Below are 20,034 nucleotides of genomic sequence, written 5' to 3' on the forward strand. Positions count from 1 at the left end.
CGACGCGCGGGAATGTTCGCCATTGACGAAAAAGTAGAACACGTTCTAGCGTCTAGGCGTGTCCGTAACTTCCTTTTCCGGCCCGCTCACCCACGCGATCGCTGAGGCCGAGGAGCTGGTGGCCGCCGCGCCGCACATCGAGTCCGAAGCCGACTTGCTCGAAGGGCTCCAATATCTGGCCGGCTGTATCGCGGCCTGCACGCATCTGGCCTTCGACTACGACCGCGACCACCCCTTCCTGCAGTCGGGGACCGGGCCGTTCACCAAGATGGGCCTGGACAACCCCGACACGCTGTACTTCGGCACCCGGGTGCACGCCAACCACGATTACGTCGTCACCGGCAGGCGCGGCACCACCACCGACCTGAGCTTCCAGCTGCTCGGCGGCGAGTACACCGACGACAACGTGCCCGTCAGCCAGGCCGCCTTCGACGACCGGGAGCTACAGATCGCCCCCGACGGCAGCTTCGAATGGCGGTTTCGGCCGACCGACCCCGGACAGCTGGTCATCCGCGAGGTGTACGGCGACTGGGCCGCGCAGCGCGGCACGCTGGCCATCTCCCGGCTGGACACCGCGGGCACCGCGCCGCCGCCGCTGAGTCGCGAAACCATCGAAAAGCGTTTTGCCACAGCGGGAAAGCAGCTGGTTAACCGGGTGAAGACGTGGCTGCAGTTCCCGCAGTGGTTCTACTTCAACATCCCGGTCAACACGATGGTCGCGCCACGGTTGACGCCCGGCGGCCTGGCGACCCAGTATTCGTCGGTGGGGCACTACGAGCTGCGGCCCGACCAGGCGCTGGTGATCACCATCCCGGTCACCGACGCCCCCTACCTGGGCTTCCAGCTGGGCAGCCTGTGGTACATCTCGCTGGACTACATCAACCACCAGACCTCGCTGAACAACACTCAGGCGCAAGCGGATCCGGACGGCAAGGTGCGCATCGTCGTCGCCGACCAGAACCCCGGCGTGACCAACTGGGTGGAGACCCTCGGGCATCGGAAGGGCATCTTGCAGTTCCGCTGGCAGCGGGTGTCGCGACAACTCACCGACGCCGACGGCCCCACCGTAGAGCTGGTCGACATCGACGCCGTGCCGGCGGCGCTGCCGTATTTCGAGCACAACAAGATTTCCGAGGACGACTGGCGTGCGCGGATTGCGCTGCGCCACCAGCAGATTCAGGCAAGGATGTTGGGATGACGAAGTTGCTCGACGGCAAGGTGGTGGTGATCAGCGGCGTCGGCCCGGGTCTGGGCACGACGCTGGCGCACCGATGCACACGGGAAGGCGCCGACCTGGTGCTGGCCGCCCGCACGCCGGAACGCCTGGACGACGTCGCCAAACAGATCGCCGACCTCGGAGGCCGGGCGACCACGGTGCGCACCGACATCACCGAGGACGATCAGGTGAGCAACCTGGTCGATGCCACCTTGGAGGCCTACGGCAAGGTCGACGTGTTGATCAACAACGCGTTCCGCGTACCGTCGCTGAAGCCTTTCTCGGGCACCAGCTTTCAGCACATCCGCGACGCGATCGAACTCAGCGCGCTGGGCGCCCTGCGGCTCATCCAGGGATTCACGCCGGCGCTGGCCGAGTCGAAGGGCTCGATCGTCAACGTCAACTCCATGGTGCTGCGGCACTCGCAGGCGAAGTACGGCGCCTATAAGATGGCCAAGTCCGCGCTGCTGTCCATATCTCATTCGCTGGCCACCGAGCTGGGCGAGCAGGGAATCCGGGTCAATTCCGTTGCACCCGGCTATATCTGGGGCGAGACGCTGCAGGGCTACTTCAACCACCAGGCCGGCAAGTACGGCACCACGGCCGAGCAGATCTACCAGGCCACCGCGGCGGGCTCCGACCTGAAGCGGCTGCCGACCGAGGACGAGGTGGCCTCGGCGATCTTGTTCATGGCGAGCGACCTGTCCAGTGGCATCACCGGGCAGACCCTCGACGTCAATTGCGGGGAGTACCACACCTGATGTCCGGCGCTGACGATGCAGAGCGATGCGATGGGGAGGAAGCGGCGCAACGATGACTGAGCGTACCGACGTCGGCACAGTTGACGACCTGAAGGCGTCGGCCAGCAAGATGATCGGGCTGGACGATTTCGGCAGCAACGACGACAACTACCTCGAAGCGCTGGAAGTGCTGCTCGACTCCTACCGCCGCGACGCCGACTTGACGCCGTTGGGCAGCAAGATGAATCGGTTCTTTTTGCGCGGTGCGCTGGTGGCCAGGCTGCTGTCCGAAGCGGCGTGGAAGCAATACCCGCAGCACGCGGACGTCGTCATCGAGCGGCCGATCTTCGTCACGGGACTGGTGCGCACCGGCACCACCGCCTTGCATCGGCTGCTGGGCGCCGATCCCGCGCACCAGGGCCTGCATCTGTGGTTGGCCGAATTCCCGCAGCCGCGCCCGCCTCGTGAAACCTGGGATTCCAACCCGTTTTACAGCCAACTGAACGCGCAGTTCGAGAAGCATCATGCCGAAAACCCGGACTACACCGGTCTGCATTTCATGGCGGCGTACGAGCTGGAGGAGTGCTGGCAGCTGCTGCGGCAGTCGCTGCATTCGGCGTCCTACGAGACGCTGGCGCACCTGCCCACCTATTCGCAGTGGCTCTCGCGGCAGGACTGGACGCCGTCGTATCAGCGGCACCGCCGCAACCTTCAGCTGATCGGACTCAACGACGCCGACAAGCGGTGGGTGCTGAAGAATCCCAGCCACCTGTTCGCGCTGGACGCGCTGATGGCGACCTATCCCGACGCGTTGGTGATCCAGACCCATCGTCCGGTCGAGACGATCATGGCCTCGATGTGCTCGCTGGCGCAGCACACCGCCGAGGGATGGTCGACGTCGTTCACCGGCGCCCAGATCGGCGCTGACGCAATGGAAACGTGGTCGCGGGGCCTGGAGCGGTTCAACACCGCGCGGGCCAAATACAGCCCGTCGCAGTTCTACGACGTGGACTACAAGGAGCTGATCGCCGACCCGATGGGCACGGTGGCCGACATCTACCGGCACTTCGGGATGACGTTGACCGAAGAGGCCAAGGCGGCCATGGAAAAGACGCACGCCGACAGCCAGTCCGGCGCGCGGGCGCCCAAGCACTCGTACTCGCTGGCCGACTACGGCCTGAGCGTCGAGACGGTCAAGGAGCGGTTCGCGGGGCTGTAGAAATCACAGGCGCCACAGGAGTTTCCGGTCCGATGGACGCGCCTTTTGCCCACCTCCGAGCGACAAAGCCGCGAATCCATCCGCGCCAATCCATCCGCGCCCCCTGCCGGTTGTCGCTCGGAGGTGGGCATAACGCCCATGGCTTCCGGGTGCCGGCTCGGTTCCGACGGGCTATGACGAACCGCGACCGTCGCTCAGTGCTCGTCTGGCTCGTCTTCGAGGTAGCCCTCGGCGACCGCATGCTCGATGCTGTCGCTCAGTTTGGGGCAGGACCGGGTGCGCGCGGTGTCACCGCCGGACTCGCGCACCTCGGTGAAGTGCGCGCAACGCTGCCAGGCCTCGGTATTCCATTGCACCGCAGTGTGTCCCGGCCCGAGCCTGCGCACCGTGACGCGGACGTGGCAGAAACGGCAGTCCACCGGCAACAGACCCGAGTTGAGATAGCGCTCGCGGTCAGCGCGGCTGGCTGCGGCCACGGCGGCCGCGCGCTGGGGATCGTTGGCGAAATCCCTTGACTTCGACCACGATCGGGACCCCCCGCCGTTGCCGGCGGGCTTCTCCTCGTGGTCGTGATGATCGCCGTGCAGCTGCAACATCGACCGCGCGAGCCGATCGACGTCAGGTACCTGCGGCTGATCGTCGGCCATGATGCCTAGTGCTGCTCGGCCGGAACGTCCTCGGATTCCTTGGCCTTGAGGTTCTCGGAGACCTCGGAATTCCAGTACTCGTTGGCGCGGGTGGTGTCGACCTCGATCTCGAAGCGTTCCACCATTTCCGGCTCGATGTCGGCGACGTCGACATAGAACTGCTGATACCAGCGGCGTAGCTGGTAGACGGCTCCGTCCTCTTCGACGAGCAGCGGATTGTCGATGCGGGTCTTGTGCTTCCAGATCTCGACGTCCTGCAAAAAGCCCTTGCTGACGCCCTCGGTGAACACCTTCGACAGCTTGTCGGTCATCTTTTCGTCCATGCCCTTGGGCTTTTCGACGATGACACCCCACTGCAGCACGAACGAGTTCTGGGTCACCGGGTAGTGGCAGTTGATCAGGATCGACTCGGCCTTGTAGCCGCCGTAGCTGTTGTGCAACCAGTTGATCATGAAGGAGGGCCCGAAGTAGGACGCCTCGGAATCCAGGTGCGCCTCACCGTAAGACGTGCCGAGGTCGTTCACGTCGGGCCGGCCCACGTTGTGCAGGTACTGCGAGGCGATGTGTCCCTCGAAGACGTTCTTGAAGTACGTCGGCAACCCGAAATGGATGTAGAAGAAGTGCGCCATGTCGGTGACGTTGTCGATGATGTCGCGGCAGTTGGACCCCTCGATGAGGATGCTGTTCCACCGCCAATCGGTCCACTCGTCGCTGTGGGCCTCCGGGATCTCCGGGATCCGCACGGCGGGGTCCGGCGGATTGTTTTCGTGGTCGTGCCAGACGAACAGCAGGCCGCCGCGGACGTCGGTCGTCCACGACCGGGTGCGGGCCGTCTTGGGCGTGCGCTTGGCGTACGGCACCAGCTTGCAGCGGCCGTCGCCGCCCCAGCGCCAGTCGTGGAAGGGGCAGGCCACCTCGTCGCCCTTGATGGTGCCCTCCGACAGATCACCGCCCATGTGCCGGCAATAGCCGTCGAGGACCTTGATGTCCCCGTGGGAGTCGGCGAAGACCACCAGCTTGGTGCCGAAAGCCTCGATCGAATGCGGCTTACCGTCCTGGAAGTCCTTTGCGACGCCCAGGCAGTGCCAGCCGCGGGCGTACCTGGTCGGCAAGGCGCCGGGATCGATCTCCCGGATGCCGACCGCCTTGGTGTCGGTACTCACCTGTCCACCTCCAACTAATAGCCCTCTAACTAGAACACGTTACAGTTTTGCGGCGGGGGCGCGCAACGACGGCGAGCCTGGCTGGGACATATGCGTGTTGGGGTATACGTAGACGATGCCGCTGTTTGCATTCGAGGGCCGCGCACCACGGGTCGATCCCACCGCTTTCGTCGCCCCGACCGCCACTTTGATCGGTGACGTCGTCGTGGAGGCGGGGGCCTCGATCTGGTTCAACGCCGTGCTGCGCGGCGACTACGGGCCCATCGTGGTGCGGGAGGGCGCCAATGTGCAGGACGGGTCCGTGCTGCACGCGCCTCCCGGCATCCCGGTGGACATCGGTCCGGGCGCGACGGTCGCGCATCTGTGCGTCGTCCACGGGGCGCACGTGGGACCGGAGGCGTTGATCGCCAATCACGCCACCGTTTTGGACGGGGCGGTGATCGGGGCGCGCAGCCTGGTCGCCGCGCACTCGCTGGTCACCGCCGGCACCCAGATCCCGGCCGGGATGCTCGCGGTCGGCGCCCCGGCTCAAATCAAGGGCCCGGTGGCCGGCACCGGCGCCGAGATGTGGCTCAAGCTCAATCCGCAGGCCTACCGCGACCTCGCCCAGCGGCATCTGGCCGGGCTGGAGCCGATCTAGACCTTGCGGGTGTTGGCCGCCGCGCGGTCCATCTCCCAATACGCGCGCAGGGCCACCAGCTTGCCCTCGTCGTTGGCCTTGTAGGTGAACACGCCCTCGGCGGTCGTCTGGTATTCACCCGTCGTGATGAGGATGTGCCCGACGTTGGCTTCCTCGTTGCCGCACTGATAGGTATCGCGGAAAACGAACTCGATCTTGGTGGTCGGGGCGATCGCCTTGTCCCAGAAGGCCGAAATCGCGTCGCGGCCCCGATGCCCTTTGCCCTCGGGGTCGAACGCGGAGGGGCCGATCGGGTCCTCGACGATGGCGTCGTCGGCGAACACCGCCAGCCAGGCATCCTTGTCCCGGGCCGCCACCGCCTCGCGGGAGCGGCGGCCGGCCTCGTGCGCGGGATGCTTGGTCATCGCGTGCTCACGCGTCGACTTTTTGGGGCGTCGGCTTGTCGGCGCCGACCACCCACATGGAGTAGTACTGCGAGCCGCCGCCGTAGGCGTGTCCCAACGCCTTTCGCGCGTTGGGCACCTGGTGGTCGCCGCCCTTGCCCATGACCTGGATCGCCGCCTCGGCGAAGCGGATCAGGCCCGAGGCGCCGATCGGGTTCGACGACAGCACGCCGCCCGACGGGTTCACCGGTAGCCGGCCGCCGATCTTGGTCTCGCCCGCTTCGGTGAGCTTCCAGCCTTCGCCTTCGGGCGCAAACCCGAGGTTTTCCAACCACATCGGCTCGAACCAGGAGAACGGCACGTAGATCTCCGCGGCGTCGATCTCGTCGATGGGGCTCGTGATGCCGGCGGCCTTCCACAGCGCGGCGGCCGCGTCGCGGCCGGCCTGCGGGCTGACCTGGTCGCGCCCGGAGAACTGCAGCGGTTCGGTGCGCAGCGCCGTGGCGTGGATCCATGCCACCGGATTGCCCTGCGCCAGGCGGGCTTCGGCGGCCTCCTCGTTGCCGATCACGACCGCCGCCGCGCCGTCGGAGGACGGGCAGGTCTCGTCGTAGCGGATCGGGTCCCACAGCATCGGCGACGCCATCACCTTCTCCACGGTGATGTCGGGCTGGTGCAGGTGCGCCAGGGGGTTGCGGGCGCCGTTGAGCCGGTCCTTGACCGCGACGATGGCACCGATGTTGGTGGGCGCCCCGGAACGACGGATGTACGAGCGCACGTGCGGGGCGAAGTAGCCGCCCGCGCCGGCGCCCACCGGCTTGATGAAGGGAATCGGGATTGACAACGCCCACATGGCGTTTGACTCCGACTGCTTCTCCCAGGCCATCGCCAGCACGCGCCGGTACTTGCCGGACTGCACCAGACTGGCGGCCACCACGCCGGTGGAGCCACCGACCGATCCCGCGGTGTGCACCCGGATCAGCGGCTTGCCCGTGGCGCCCATGGCGTCGGCCATGAACAGCTCGGGCATCATGACGCCCTCGAAGAAGTCCGGCGCCTTGCCGACCACGACGGCATCGATGTCGTCGAACGTGCAACCCGAGTCGGCCAGCGCCCGATCGATCGCCTCGCGCACCAGGCCGTTCATCGAAACGTCCTGGCGCTTGGCGACGTACTTCGTCTGTCCGGTACCCAGTACCGCAGCGATGTTTGGCCCTGCACCGGCCATTAGTTCTTCCCTTCCATGACCGCGACCAGGTTCTGTTGTAGCGCAGGCCCGCTGGTGGCGTGCGCGAGCACCCGCTCAGCCGAACCATTCCAGATGTGTTGTGCTGCAAAGCCGATGCGCTCGAGGCCGGCGACGAACATGGGATTGGCCGCCAGCGCGCCACCGGACGGATTGACCTTGGTCGGTCCCGGTATCCGGATGGCTTCCTCGATGATCAGGTGCTGGTGGGTGAAGGGCGCGCAGATCTCCGCCACGTCCAGGTTGTCGGTCCTGCCGCCGGTGGCCACGTGGGCCGCGGCCTTGGTCGACGGGGATTCGGTGAGGTCGCGCGCGCCCAGCGACGGGGTCTCGATGCGGTGCTCGATTCCCGTGATCCAGGCGGGGTTTTCGCGCAGTTCGCGTGCCCGGTCGCCGGCAGCGAGCACGATCGCCGCGGCGCCGTCGGTGATCGGCGCGATGTCGTGGCGCCGCAGCGGGTCGGCGAAAAACGGCCGTTCGAGCAGTTCGGCCACGCTGATCGACCCCTCGACCTTGTCCACCCGCCGCGCGTTCGCGAAGGAGTCGAAGGCCACGCGCGCCATCTGCTCCTCGGTCCACTTGCCGCTGTCGAGCCCGATGCGGGCCTGCAGCCCGGCCATCGAGATCGAATCGGGCCACAACGGCGCGACGGTGTAAGGGTCGGTCTGCCGCGACAGGATCTGGCGCAGGACCCCGGCCGAGGACTTGCCGAAGCCGTACACCAGCGCGGTGTCGACCTCACCGGTCAACAGCTTGATGTAGGCCTCGTAGAGGGCCCAGGCCGCGTCCATCTCGACGTGCGATTCGTTGATCGGCGGAACGGCGCCGATGGAGTCGATCGCCGAGATGAACGAAAAGGCCCGTCCGGCAAGGTAATCGGACGATCCGGAGCACCAGAAGCCGATGTCAGTCCGCTCGATGCCCAGCTCCTCGTAGAGCTGGGCGAAGCACGGTATCAACATCTCGACGCCGTTGGTGGTGCCGTCGGTGCGGCGGACGTGTGGTGCGTGGGCGAAGCCGACGACCGCAACGTTGCGAGCGCTCATAGGTAGGTAAGCCCTTTACAGGTGGTGCTTGTAGGTGTCGTAGTCGGCGTCGGGTTCCCCGGTCGGCCGGAAGTACTCGATGTTGTCGATGCCAAAACCCCACTCCTCGCGGGGTTTCCACACCGCTTCCACGCGCATGCCCATCCGTACCTCGTGCGCGTCGATGTCGGCGACGAGATGCAGGAACGGGATGTCGGCCCCATCGAGCAGCACATAGGCGGCCACGTAGGGCGGCTTGATGCGCTGGCCCTGGAACGGGATGTTGATGATCGCGAACGTCGTCACGGTGCCCTTGTCCGGCAGCTCGACGAAGTCGGTGGTCGGCTGGCCGGTCGCCGGGTCGGCGCCGTGGGGCGGGAAGTACACCTTGCCGTTCTCGCCCGTCTTCGCGCCCAGCAGCTTGCCCTGGGCGATGGCCCGCAGGTAGGCGCTCTCCTCGTGCGAGGCGCTGTGCTGGATGGTCAGCGAGACGGGCGTGACGATCATGGTCACGGGGTCCTTGTCGCCGTCCGACTGCTCCGCGACGGCTTCGGCTTCCTCCCCCAGCTCGAAATAGGCGATGTCGGTGATGGCGCCCACCGGTTCGTCCACCCAGTGCACGTGCACGCGGGAGCCGGTCTTGATGGCCTTGGGCTCGCCCGCATCCACCGCATGGATCAGCGGGGTGTCGGCGCCGTCGAGCTTGATCAGCGCCCAGGCGAACGGCCGGTCGAGCGGCTGGCCCTCGATCGGTTCGGGCTGCCAGGTCCACGAGACGACGGTGCCGACACTGGATACCGGTACCATCTCGCCCAGCGGCTCGTAGGTGACCGGGTCATATTCCGGCGGCGGCACGTGCACCCGGCCATCCGACCCGCGCACCCCGAGGACGTGGCGGTCACGCAGTGCGGTGAAGAACTTGCTCAGCGTGGGGCCGACCGAACGGGTGTAGTCGAAGGCCAACGTCAGTGGCGCGGAGAGCGGTGGCTCAGGGTGATCCATCAGGGGCGGGCTACTCGAGCTGGCTGTCACGCCATCGAGTAGAACAGGTTCTAAGAACGGATTCAACATCGGGTCTGCGGAAGGGTGACGACGATGAAGCTGGGACTGCAGCTGGGATATTGGGGCGCGCAGCCGCCGCAGAACCACGGTGAGCTCGTCGCCGCGGCAGAGGAGGCCGGCTACGACGCCGTCTTCACCGCCGAGGCGTGGGGATCCGACGCCTACACGCCGCTGGCCTGGTTGGGTTCGTCGACGTCCCGGGTGCGGCTGGGCACCTCGGTGGTTCAGCTGTCCGCGCGGACCCCGACGGCCTGCGCGATGGCGGCTCTGACGCTGGACCACCTGTCCGGCGGCCGGCACGTGCTCGGCCTCGGCGTCTCGGGGCCGCAGGTGGTCGAGGGCTGGTATGGCCAGTCGTTCCCCAAGCCGCTGGCCCGCACCCGGGAATACATCGACATCGTCCGGCAGGTGTGGGCGCGGGAGGCGCCGGTGACCAGCGCCGGTCCGCACTACCCGCTGCCGCTGACGGGCGAGCGCGCAACGGGTCTGGGCAAGCCGCTCAAGCCGATCACTCATCCGCTGCGGGCCGACATCCCGATCATGCTGGGCGCCGAGGGGCCGAAGAACGTCGCGCTGGCCGCCGAGATCTGCGACGGCTGGCTGCCGATCTTCTACACGCCGCGCATGGCCGATACCTACAACGAGTGGCTGGACGAGGGGTTCGCCCGCCCGGGCGCGCGCCGCAGCCGCGAGGACTTCGAGATCTGCGCGACGGCCAACATCGTCATCACCGAGGACCGCAGCGCCGCGTTCGCGGCCATGAAGCCCTATATCGCGCTCTACATGGGCGGCATGGGCGCCGAGGACACCAACTTCCACGCCGACGTCTACCGCCGGATGGGTTACGCCGAGGTGGTCGACGACGTGACGAAGCTGTTCCGCAGCAACCAGAAGGACAAGGCCGCCGAGATCATCCCGGACGAGGTGATCGACGACGCCGCGATCGTCGGCGACATCGACTACGTGCGTAAGCAGATCAAGGCCTGGGAGGCCGCCGGCGTGACCATGATGGTGGTGTCCGGGCGCAGTACAGAGCAGGTCCGCGAGCTGGCGAGCCTGATCTGACCCGTGCCCACTACGGACTAGAACACGTTCTACTTTTCTTGCCAGCGGCTGAGAACGCGTTCTAGATTGTCCGGATGGCGCGCCCGACGACGATGCAGAGCGGAGGGGAGGAGCCGGGCGATCGACACCGGTCCGGCCGGTCAGCCGAGCGGGTGGGCGTCGCCGAATGTCATCTCGACGTGGCCGACGGATCCAGAGATCATCGCCCGCTTCGGCAGGCCCAGCGACGCCAGCTCCTTGGCGTAGGCGTGATCGCCCAGTCGCAGCGTCGCGCCGCCGAGCTGACCGCGCAGCCCGCGCACCCGCATCTCCCAGGGCACCTCCCGGGTTGTGCCGTCGGCGTAGGTGTAGGTCTTGAGGACCTGCGGACGCGAGGTGAACACCGATGGCACCGGCAATCCCCGGGCGAAGTCGATGCCCGCGATGTGCGCGCCGTCGGCGCTGACGTCGAATCCGAACCGGCCCTGCTCGCGAACGGTGAAGTCGGCCATGATCTTCGGGAAGCCCCAGATGGACCGTCCCGCCTCCAGGGTGAAGCTCTGGTCGACCGGCAGGTGGTGGATGAACGCGGCCGCGTCGCCCAGCGCCCGCCAGCCGCTTGCCGTCGAGCCGGGGGGATTGACCATCACGCAGGTGCCGAATTCGTGGTACTGCCCCAGGTCGCCGTCGATGTAGCGGGCCAGCATCAGGTTGACCACCGCCCGGCCCGGGCGGTGCTGGCAGACTTTCAGACCGCTGTAGTCGATAAGGCGTTGGGCCGCTTGCGCATCCACCGAAAACATCGCGGTGTGCACGTCCGCTTTACGTATCCGCACCGGCATGGTGAGGACTGTCCCCGCAACGATGTGTTGTGACTCAGCCATGCCGGTTACTGTAATCCGTTCGTCAACACTTGGAGGCTGTAGATGACTTCGACCATCCCGGAAGCAATCTCGAACATCGACCTGACCGACGGCAATTTCTACGCCGATCGTCACACCTCGCGTGAGGCCTATCGCTGGATGCGCGCCAACCAGCCGGTGTTTCGCGATCGCAACGGGCTGGCCGGCGCGACCACTTATCAGGCCATCCTCGACGCGGAACGCAATCCGGAGCTGTTCTCCAGCACCGGCGGCATCCGTCCCGACCAGCCCGGCATGCCCTACATGATCGACATGGACGATCCCGCACATCTGTTGCGGCGCAAGCTCGTCAACGCGGGCTTCACCCGCAAGCGGGTCAAGGAGAAGGAGCCGTCGATCGCGAAGCTGTGCGACACCCTCATCGATGCCGTGTGTGAGCGCGGCGAGTGTGACTTCGTCCGCGATATCGCCGCCCCGCTGCCGATGGCGGTGATCGGCGACATGCTGGGCGTGCTGCCCACCGAACGCAGCATGCTGTTGAAGTGGTCCGACGATCTGGTCTGCGGGCTGAGTTCGCACATCGACCCGACGTCGGAAACGGCCCAGGCGGTGATGGCCGCATTCGCGGCGTACACCGAATTCACCACGAGCATCATCACCAAGCGGCGCGCCGAACCCACCGACGACCTGTTCTCCATCCTGGTGAACGCCGAGGTGGAGGGGCAGCGGATGTCCGACGACGAGATCGTCATGGAGACACTGCTCATCCTCATCGGCGGCGACGAGACCACCAGGCACACGTTGAGCGGGGGGACCGAACAGCTGGTGCGCCACCGCGATCAGTGGGATGCCCTGGTGCGCGACCCCTCGTTGCTTCCGGGTGCGATCGAGGAGATGCTGCGCTGGACGTCGCCGGTCAAGAACATGTGCAGAACCCTGACCGCCGACACCGAATTCCACGGCACCTCGCTGCGCGAGGGCGAGAAGATCATGCTGCTGTTCGAGTCGGGCAACTTCGACGAGTCGGTGTTCGAGGATCCGGACAGCTTCGACATCCGGCGAAACCCGAACAGCCACATGGCTTTCGGCTTCGGAACGCATTTCTGCCTGGGCAACCAGCTGGCCCGCCTCGAGCTGTCGATGATGACCGAGCGGGTGCTCAAGCGACTGCCGGACCTCAGGCTGGCCGACGACGACTCGACCCTGCCGCTGCGACCGGCGAACTTCGTCAGTGGCCTGGAGGCCATGCCGGTGGTGTTCACGCCGAGCGCGCCGCTGCTGGGTTGATCGCGTTAGAGCCATCTTTCGCCGAGCGTGCACACATGGCGAGATTTCGTTTGATTTCCCGCCCTGAGATCACGTTCGGCGCGCCCACGCCGCTGCCACCCTGGCGATGACGCCGCCCGGCGTGTCTTCGATCGTGACGCGAACGACCGTCCAACCAATCTCCGCCAGGGTCTTCGCGCGTCGAATGTCCTTGTTGAATTGCCGCTGATCGGTGCGGTGATGGTCGCCTTCGTACTCGACGGCCACTTTGATGTCCTGCCAACCCATATCGAGACAGGCGATCAGAGCGCCGTAGTCATAAACCGGTATTTGAGTCTGCGGCCGCGGGAAACCCGCGCGGATCAGCAGCAGCCGCAGCCATGTCTCGCGGGGAGATTCGGCGCCCTTGTCGACAAGCGGCAGCGCGACGCGCGCACGCGCGATGCCCCGTCGGCCTCGGTACCGCTCGCCGAGTGAGTCGACCTCGCTCACCTTGAGATCGGTTGCGCGCGCGAGCGCGTCGATGGCTGCGACCGCCCGATCGACGGGATATCGGCAGGCGAGGTCGAGAGCCGTCCGCGCGGGCGTCGTCACCCGTAGGCCGGCGATCGTTTGTATCTCGTGCTCAAACAGCGAATCCGACCACGTGTCAATACCGGCCGGCGGGCGGCGGTGTTGATAGACCAACTGCGCGGGCGCCCGGTGGTCGACCCATTTGGCCCCATGCAGTGCCGAGGCGGAGCGCCCTGCGACGATGCCCCGTCGCCGCGACCACAGCCACGCGGCGCATGCGCGTCTTGTGGCGGTCAGTTCCGTGGCGGGGTCCACGTAGACGTCGGGGTGCAACGCGACGAACCGGCTCCGCAGCCGGTACCGGGTCAGGGTGCCGGCTGCGAGCGCCTCGCTGCCGATGAAGGGTTCGCGCACGCAAGCAGTGTGGCGTCAAGGACTGACAGCGACGCCGAGCGTGACGGCAGGGCGAAAAATCGGCCGAAAAGTCGCCGTGACGTCACGTTCGGCGGAGAGGGGACCTAGCGGTTTTGGAAGTTGGGCTTGCGCTTCTCGGCGAACGCCCGGGGGCCCTCCTTGGAGTCCTCGGACAGGAACACCGGTATCCCGTTTGCGGTATCGGGCTTGAAGGCCTCTTCCTCGTGCATCCCCTCGGTCTCGCGGATCGTCTTGAGGATCGCCTGGACGGCCAGCGGGCCGTTGTTCTCGATGACCTCGGCGATTTCGAGGGCCTTGGTCAGCGCCTGCCCGTCGGGAACGACGTGGCCGATCAGGCCCATGTCCTTGGCCTCGGCGGCGGTGATGTGCCGTCCGGTCAGCAGCAGGTCGCACGCCACGGTGTAGGGAATCTGGCGCACCAGTCGCACCGCGGACCCGCCCATCGGGTACAGGCTCCACTTGGCCTCGGAGATGCCGAATTTGGCGCTCTCGCCGGCCACCCGGATGTCGGTGCCCTGCAGGATCTCCGTACCCCCGGCGATGGCCGGGCCCTCGACGGCGGCGATCAGCGGCTTTTTGAGCCGCCGGCCCTTGAGGAGGGCGTCGATCCGCGACGGGTCGTAGCTGCCGTCCTTGAATGACTCACCCGGCGGCTTCTGGGTCGCGGCCTTGAGGTCCATGCCCGCGCAGAAGTAGCCACCGGCACCGGTCAGGATGCAGCATCGGATGTCGGGATCGTTGTCGACGCGGTCCCAGGCCTGGACCATGATTTCCATCATTTCCGTGCTCAGGGCGTTGCGGCGGTGCGGCCGGTTCATGGTCACGATGAGGGTGTGACCACGCTGTTCCACGAGCGCGTCAGGACCGGTTTCCTCGTTTGCTGGCGCCTCGGTCACGGTTACCGCCTTTCCCTCGACAATGGACACGAGCTTGCCTCGAAATGTAACACGTTCTAATTTGGTGGCCGTGGCCTTGAATATTGCCGATCTAGCAGAGCACGCCATCGACGCTGTGCCCGAGCGTGTCGCCCTGATCTGCGGCGACGAGAAGTTGACCTACGCCCAACTGGAGGAGAAGGCCAACCGCCTTGCTCACTATCTGCTCGAGCAGGGGGTGAAAAAGGACGACAAGGTGGGCCTCTACTGCCGAAACCGCATCGAGATCGTCATCGCGATGCTCGGCATCGTCAAGGCGGGTGCCATCCTGGTGAACGTCAACTACCGCTACGTCGAGGGCGAGCTGCGCTACCTGTTCGACAACTCCGACATGGTCGCGCTGGTCCACGAGCGCCAGTACTCCGACCGGGTGGCCAACGTGCTGCCCGAGACTCCCAACGTCAAGACGATCCTGGTCGTCGAGGACGGCAGCGACAACGACTACCAGCGCTACGGCGGCGTCGAGTTCTACTCCGCGATCGCCCAGAGCTCACCCGAGCGCGACTTCGGCCCGCGCAGCGCCGACGACATCTACCTGCTCTACACGGGCGGCACCACCGGATTCCCGAAGGGCGTGATGTGGCGCCACGAGGACATCTACCGCGTGCTGTTCGGCGGAACCGACTTCGCCACAGGCGAATTCGTCAAGGACGAGTACGACCTGGCCAAAGCCGCCGCGGCCAATCCGCCGATGGTCCGCCACCCGATTCCGCCGATGATCCACGGCGCCACCCAGTCGGCGACCTGGATGTCGATCTTCTCGGGTCAAACCACGGTGCTGGCACCGGAATTCAACGCCGACGAGGTCTGGCGCACGATTCACGAGCACAAGGTGAACCTGCTGTTCTTCACCGGCGACGCGATGGCGCGGCCGCTGCTGGACGCGCTGCTGGCGCACCAGGAGAAGGGTAACGAGTACGACCTGTCGTCCCTGTTTTTGCTCGCCTCCACCGCGGCGCTGTTCTCGCCGAGCATCAAGGAGAAGTTCCTCGAGCTGCTGCCCAACCGGGTCATCACCGACTCGATCGGATCGTCGGAAACCGGATTCGGCGGCACCAGCGTCGTCGCCAAGGACGCGCCGCACAGCGGCGGCCCGCGCGTGACGATCGACCACCGCACCGTCGTCCTCGACGAGGACGGCAACGAGGTCAAGCCCGGCTCCGGCGTGCGCGGCTTTATCGCGAAGAAGGGCAACATTCCCGTCGGCTACTACAAGGACGAGAAGAAGACCGCCGAGACGTTCAAGACCATCAACGGCGTGCGCTACGCCATTCCCGGCGACTACGCGACGGTCGAGGAGGACGGCACCGTCACGATGCTGGGCCGCGGCTCGGTGTCGATCAACAGCGGCGGCGAGAAGATCTACCCCGAGGAGGTCGAGGCCGCGCTCAAGGGGCACCCCGACGTCTTCGACGCCCTGGTGGTCGGTGTGCCCGACGCCCGCTACGGCCAGCACGTCGCGGCCGTCGTCCAGCCGCGGCCGGGAACGCGGCCCCCGCTGTCGGAGCTGGACGCCTTCGTGCGTTCCGAGATCGCGGGATACAAAGTGCCGCGCAGCCTGTGGCTGGTCGACGAGGTCAAGCGCTCGCCCGCCGGCAAGCCCGACTACCGCTGGGCCAAGGAGCAGACCGAGGCGCGCCCGGCCGACGACGTGCACGCCGCTCACGTAACTGCATGAAGCGCTCCAAGCGCTAGGACCGCGCGAGGCGTGACCGACTTCGTCAAGCACAACCCGGACGCGCCCGCCCGGTTCTTCGCCGCGGAAGCCGCTGGCCTGCAATGGCTTTCCGGCGCCGACGGCGGCGTGCCCTGCGCGCAAGTCGTCTCCGTCACGATGACGAGCCTGACGCTGCGCCGCCTCGGCTCGGTGTACCCGACCCCCGAGGCGGCGCGTGAGTTCGGTGGCCGACTCGCCGCCACGCACGACGCCGGCGCCGCCGGCTTTGGCGCCGGCCCCGACGGGTGGGACGGGCCCGGCTTCTTCGGACCCCTGTCGCAGCCCCTGCCGATGTCGCTGCGACCGCACCGACGCTGGGGCGAGTTCTATGCGCAGGAGCGGCTGGCCCCGATGGCCGAACTCGCCGCCGCGCGGCTCGACTCGTCGACCCGCGAGGTCGTCGACGCCGTCGCGGCGCGTTGCCGTGCGGGTGATTTCGACGACGACGACCCGCCGGCCCGCCTGCACGGCGACCTGTGGAGCGGCAACGTGATGTGGACGCCCGCCGGGGTGGTGCTGATCGACCCGGCCGCGCACGGCGGTCACCGCGAGACCGACCTGGCGATGCTCGCGCTGTTCGGCTGCCCGCATCTCGACGCCGTCATCGACGGTTACCGGCGGGTGCGGCCGCTGCGACCCGGCTGGCGCGACCGTGTCGGGCTGCATCAGCTCTTCCCGCTGCTCGCCCATGTCGTGCTGTTCGGCGGCGGGTACGCGCGGCAGACCGACGCCGCCGCCCGCGCCGCGCTGGCCGCCTGAGCACCGCCCGCGGCGGCCGGGCTACTGTCGATCCCGATGACGATCGACGTCTGGATGCAACACCCGACGCAGCGGTTCCTGCGCAGCGACATGCTGGCGTCCCTGCGCCGCTGGACGGGCGGGTCGATCCCCGACACCGAGATCCCGATCGAGGTGACGCTGGCGTCGATGGATGCCGCCGGCGTGCAACTGGGCATACTCAGCGCCTGGCGCGGCCCGAACGGCCAAGACCTCGTCTCCAACGACGAGGTGGCGCAATGGATTGCCGCGCATCCGGACCGGTTCGCCGGGCTCGCCACCGTCGACCTCGACCGCCCGATGGAAGCGGTCCGGGAGTTGAGACGGCGCGTCGCAGAAGGATTCGTCGGCCTGCGGGTGGTGCCGTGGCTGTGGAACGCCCCGCCCACCGATCGCCGCTACTATCCGCTGTTCGCCCAGTGCGTCGAATCCGGCGTGCCGTTTTGCACCCAGGTCGGCCACACCGGCCCGCTGCGCCCCTCGGAGACCGGGCGCCCGATTCCCTACATCGACCAGGTCGCCCTCGACTTCCCGGAACTGGTGATCGTCTGCGGCCACGTCGGCTACCCGTGGACCGAGGAGATGGTCGCGGTGGCCCGCAAGCACGAAAACGTCTACATCGACACCTCGGCGTACACGATCGCGCGCCTGCCCGAAGAACTCATCATGTTCATGAAAACCCGTACCGGACAACGGAAGGTGTTGTTCGGCACCAATTACCCGATGATCGGCCACGAGCACGCGTTGGCGGGGCTGGACGACCTCGGGCTGTCCGACGAGGCCCGCCGAGACTTCTTGCGCGGCAATGCCGAACGACTGTTTCGATTGGAGGCAACCACGTGAATGGCGCCCAGGCCCTGATCAACACCCTGGTCGACGGCGGCGTCGACGTGTGTTTCGCCAACCCCGGCACGTCGGAGATGCACTTCGTCGCGGCCCTGGACAGTGTCCCGCGGATGCGCGGCGTGCTGGCCTTGTTCGAGGGGGTCGCCACCGGCGCGGCCGACGGTTATGCCCGCATCGCCGATCGGCCCGCGGCCGTGCTGCTGCACCTGGGCCCCGGATTGGGCAACGGCCTGGCCAATCTGCACAACGCGCGCCGCGCCCGGGTCCCGATGGTGGTGGTGGTCGGTGACCACGCCACCTATCACAAAAAGTACGACGCCCCACTGGAATCCGACATCGACGCCCTCGCCGGCACCGTCTCGGGTTGGGTGCGCCGAACGGGTGACGCCTCCCAGGTCTCGGCCGACGCCGTCGAGGGCATCGCGGCCAGCCGGTGGGGTTCACAGATCTCGACGCTGATCCTGCCCGCCGACGTGTCCTGGTCCGACGGCGCCCAGCTGTTCTCCAACCTGGACGCACAGCCGGCGGGCGCCGACCCGTTGCTGGCCCCGGAAGTGGCCGAGGTGCTCGGCTCCGGAGAACCGACGGTGATCATGGTCGGCGGCGACGCCACCCGCCACGCCGGCCTGGCCGCGGCCACCCGGATCGCCGCGGCCACCGGCGCGCGGGTGCTGTGCGAGACCTTCCCCACCCGGCTCGAGCGCGGCGCCGGGATCCCCGCCGTCGACCGGCTGGCGTACTTCGCCGAGGCCGCCACGGCCCAGCTGGACGGCGCCAAACATCTGGTGCTGGCCGGCGCCAAGTCGCCGGTGTCGTTCTTCGCCTACCCCGGCATGCCCAGCGACCTGGTGCCCGCCGGTTGCGAGGTGCACGTGCTCGCCGAACACAGCGGCGCGGCGGATGCGTTGACCGCCTTGGCGGATCAGGTGGCGCCGGGAACGGTGGCGCCGGTGGCGGCCGCGTCGCGTCCCACGCTGCCGACCGGCGCACTGACGTCCGCGTCGGCGGCCGACGTGATCGGGGCGCTGCTGCCGGAACGGGCGATCGTGGTCGACGAGTCGAACACCTCCGGCCTGCTGCTCGCCCAGGCCACCGCCGGGGCGCCGGCGCATGACTGGCTGACCCTGACCGGCGGGGCGATCGGCTACGGCATTCCCGCGGCGGTCGGTGCGGCGATCGCCGCCCCGGATCGCCCGGTGCTGTGCCTGGAATCCGACGGCTCCGCCATGTACACCATTGCGGGGTTGTGGACCCAGGCGCGGGAGAACCTCGACGTCACCACCGTGCTGTACAACAACAGGGCCTACGACATCCTGCGCATCGAGCTGCAACGGGTCGGCGCCGGCTCGGCGCCCGGGCCCGAAGCACTGTCCCTGCTCGACTTAGCCGATCCCACAATGGATTTCGTCAAGATCAGCGAGGGCATGGGGGTGCCGGCCCGGCGCGTCACCACCGCTGAGGAGTTCGCCGACGCGCTGCGCGCCGCGTTCGCAGAAGCCGGACCGCACCTGATCGACGCCGTGGTGCCGTCAATAACGGGCTAGGGTCGGCAGCCGGCTCAGCAACCAGTCCGTCATCGTATTGACCACGTCGACGCCGGTCTCGAACGCGCCGTCGTGCGCGTCCGCCGCCAGTGCCACACCCCACTGCCCGGACGGGGTGGGGACGATCCCGAATTGCCGGACCAGGTACTCGCCGTGCACTCCGGGCCCCCAACCCCCTTTCGCGGCAATCCCTTTGGCGGCCAGCCCCCATTGGTCACCGCTGCTGAGTCGTTGCATCAGGTCGATCACCTCGGCGGCGTCGGGGATGGTCGGCAGCTCCGCGGCGAACCGCGCCTGGCGCTGCAGGTTCCACTGGGTTTGGCCGAAAGCGGTGAAACCACGGCGAAGTCGGCGCGATTCGACCACCGTCGCGGTGTCACCGCCCTCGGCCACCACCGCCTGAACCTGCCGTGCCGCGTCGGCCGGCTCGCCCAACTGCGACCACAACTGCTCGGATGCGCGATTGTCGGATTCGGTGATTGCCTTCACGGCAAAATCGCGGGCGCCCAGCCAATCGTTGCGCAGCGCCGCCACCGCCAGGGGCACTTTGATCGTCGACCATGCCACACCCGACCACCAGCTCCCCAGCGAAAATGTCCGGTCCGGCCGGGCGATCGCGATGCCGACGTTCGCCGGCGCCGCGGCGGAAAGCTGTTCGAAGCTGGCTTCCAGCGCGAGCTCGAGAGGCCGAGCCGTCATGCGCCGGTTCCGCTATCGGCGCGAATGACCGCGGCGCCGGGACGGGGGACCGGC

20 protein-coding genes are annotated in these 20,034 nt (G+C 67.4%); 10 read left to right on the forward strand and 10 right to left on the reverse strand.

Features of this window, described 5'->3' with window-relative positions:
* Nucleotides 1-58 precede the first annotated feature (58 nt).
* The 3 genes from W7U_RS24105 to W7U_RS24115 are packed head-to-tail and all read left to right on the forward strand — an operon-like array spanning nt 59 to nt 3,175.
* On the forward strand, nt 59-1,198 hold the full coding sequence (locus W7U_RS24105) for a hypothetical protein (protein ID WP_008263684.1): 1,140 nt from the start codon (nt 59-61) through the stop codon (nt 1,196-1,198).
* Nucleotides 1,195-1,977: an SDR family oxidoreductase gene (locus W7U_RS24110; RefSeq protein WP_008263686.1), complete on the forward strand. Its 783-nt coding sequence runs from the start codon at nt 1,195-1,197 to the stop codon at nt 1,975-1,977. Before W7U_RS24105 ends, W7U_RS24110 begins: the two co-directional genes overlap by 4 nt.
* 52 nt (nt 1,978-2,029) lie before the next feature.
* On the forward strand, nt 2,030-3,175 hold the full coding sequence (locus W7U_RS24115) for a sulfotransferase (protein WP_008263688.1): 1,146 nt from the start codon (nt 2,030-2,032) through the stop codon (nt 3,173-3,175).
* 194 nt (nt 3,176-3,369) lie between these two features.
* On the opposite strand, the gene W7U_RS24120 is transcribed toward W7U_RS24115, so the two are convergent.
* A complete protein-coding gene (locus tag W7U_RS24120; protein ID WP_008263689.1) occupies nt 3,370-3,822 on the reverse strand; it encodes a hypothetical protein in 453 nt (150 codons plus the stop codon).
* 5 nt (nt 3,823-3,827) lie between these two features.
* A complete protein-coding gene (locus W7U_RS24125) occupies nt 3,828-4,985 on the reverse strand; it encodes a Rieske 2Fe-2S domain-containing protein (RefSeq protein WP_008263691.1) in 1,158 nt (385 codons plus the stop codon).
* A gap of 115 nt (nt 4,986-5,100) precedes the next feature.
* Between W7U_RS24125 and W7U_RS24130 the strand changes: the two genes are divergently transcribed.
* Nucleotides 5,101-5,625, forward strand: coding sequence for a gamma carbonic anhydrase family protein (locus W7U_RS24130; RefSeq protein ID WP_008263694.1), 525 nt, complete (start codon nt 5,101-5,103; stop codon nt 5,623-5,625).
* Here the strand turns inward: W7U_RS24130 and W7U_RS24135 are convergent.
* Genes W7U_RS24135 through W7U_RS24150 form a run of 4 tightly spaced genes read right to left on the reverse strand, consistent with a single transcriptional unit; the run spans nt 5,622 to nt 9,311 of the window.
* Nucleotides 5,622-6,029 (reverse strand): nuclear transport factor 2 family protein, encoded by a 408-nt coding sequence (locus W7U_RS24135; protein WP_008263695.1) that lies wholly within the window; start codon nt 6,027-6,029, stop codon nt 5,622-5,624. The genes W7U_RS24130 and W7U_RS24135 overlap by 4 nt on opposite strands.
* 7 nt (nt 6,030-6,036) lie before the next feature.
* Nucleotides 6,037-7,236, reverse strand: a complete 1,200-nt coding sequence (locus tag W7U_RS24140; RefSeq protein WP_008263698.1) for a thiolase domain-containing protein — start codon at nt 7,234-7,236, stop codon at nt 6,037-6,039.
* The gene (locus W7U_RS24145) at nt 7,236-8,300 is read right to left on the reverse strand and encodes a thiolase domain-containing protein (protein ID WP_008263700.1); all 1,065 of its coding nucleotides are present in this window, start codon (nt 8,298-8,300) and stop codon (nt 7,236-7,238) included. Before W7U_RS24145 ends, W7U_RS24140 begins: the two co-directional genes overlap by 1 nt.
* Nucleotides 8,301-8,315: 15 nt before the next feature.
* Nucleotides 8,316-9,311, reverse strand: coding sequence for an OB-fold nucleic acid binding domain-containing protein (locus W7U_RS24150; RefSeq protein WP_008263702.1), 996 nt, complete (start codon nt 9,309-9,311; stop codon nt 8,316-8,318).
* Nucleotides 9,312-9,374: 63 nt separating this feature from the next.
* On the opposite strand from W7U_RS24150, the gene W7U_RS24155 reads away from it, so the two are divergent.
* Nucleotides 9,375-10,406, forward strand: a complete 1,032-nt coding sequence (locus W7U_RS24155) for an LLM class F420-dependent oxidoreductase (protein ID WP_008263710.1) — start codon at nt 9,375-9,377, stop codon at nt 10,404-10,406.
* Between the two features lie 140 nt (nt 10,407-10,546).
* Here W7U_RS24155 and W7U_RS24160 read toward each other — a convergent pair whose 3' ends face one another.
* Entirely contained in the window at nt 10,547-11,269 is a 723-nt protein-coding gene (locus W7U_RS24160) for an acetoacetate decarboxylase family protein (protein ID WP_008263712.1), read from the reverse strand.
* A gap of 54 nt (nt 11,270-11,323) precedes the next feature.
* On the opposite strand from W7U_RS24160, the gene W7U_RS24165 reads away from it, so the two are divergent.
* Nucleotides 11,324-12,535 (forward strand): cytochrome P450, encoded by a 1,212-nt coding sequence (locus W7U_RS24165; RefSeq protein ID WP_170320656.1) that lies wholly within the window; start codon nt 11,324-11,326, stop codon nt 12,533-12,535.
* Between the two features lie 69 nt (nt 12,536-12,604).
* Here W7U_RS24165 and W7U_RS24170 read toward each other — a convergent pair whose 3' ends face one another.
* A complete protein-coding gene (locus W7U_RS24170; protein ID WP_008263715.1) occupies nt 12,605-13,441 on the reverse strand; it encodes a DUF559 domain-containing protein in 837 nt (278 codons plus the stop codon).
* Nucleotides 13,442-13,545: 104 nt separating this feature from the next.
* On the reverse strand, nt 13,546-14,358 hold the full coding sequence (locus W7U_RS24175) for a crotonase/enoyl-CoA hydratase family protein (protein ID WP_014379043.1): 813 nt from the start codon (nt 14,356-14,358) through the stop codon (nt 13,546-13,548).
* A 64-nt stretch (nt 14,359-14,422) separates the two neighbouring features.
* Here W7U_RS24175 and W7U_RS24180 point away from each other — a divergent pair, with 64 nt between their 5' ends.
* Genes W7U_RS24180 through W7U_RS24195 form a run of 4 tightly spaced genes read left to right on the forward strand, consistent with a single transcriptional unit; the run spans nt 14,423 to nt 19,281 of the window.
* A complete protein-coding gene (locus W7U_RS24180; RefSeq protein WP_008263720.1) occupies nt 14,423-16,075 on the forward strand; it encodes an acyl-CoA synthetase in 1,653 nt (550 codons plus the stop codon).
* 30 nt (nt 16,076-16,105) lie between these two features.
* Entirely contained in the window at nt 16,106-16,873 is a 768-nt protein-coding gene (locus W7U_RS24185; protein ID WP_008263722.1) for a fructosamine kinase family protein, read from the forward strand.
* 36 nt (nt 16,874-16,909) lie between these two features.
* Entirely contained in the window at nt 16,910-17,734 is an 825-nt protein-coding gene (locus W7U_RS24190; protein WP_008263723.1) for an amidohydrolase family protein, read from the forward strand.
* Complete coding sequence (locus tag W7U_RS24195; protein ID WP_008263726.1) at nt 17,731-19,281, forward strand: acetolactate synthase large subunit; 1,551 nt, start codon at nt 17,731-17,733, stop codon at nt 19,279-19,281. The genes W7U_RS24190 and W7U_RS24195 overlap by 4 nt, the downstream gene beginning before the upstream one ends.
* Here the strand turns inward: W7U_RS24195 and W7U_RS24200 are convergent.
* A complete protein-coding gene (locus W7U_RS24200) occupies nt 19,267-19,980 on the reverse strand; it encodes a hypothetical protein (protein ID WP_008263728.1) in 714 nt (237 codons plus the stop codon). The two genes, W7U_RS24195 and W7U_RS24200, sit on opposite strands and share 15 nt — an antisense overlap.
* Between the last annotated feature and the right edge of the window lie 54 nt (nt 19,981-20,034).

The sequence above is a fragment of the Mycobacterium sp. H4Y genome (assembly GCF_000364405.1).
In the GTDB taxonomy this organism is placed as follows: Bacteria; Actinomycetota; Actinomycetes; order Mycobacteriales; family Mycobacteriaceae; genus Mycobacterium; species Mycobacterium intracellulare.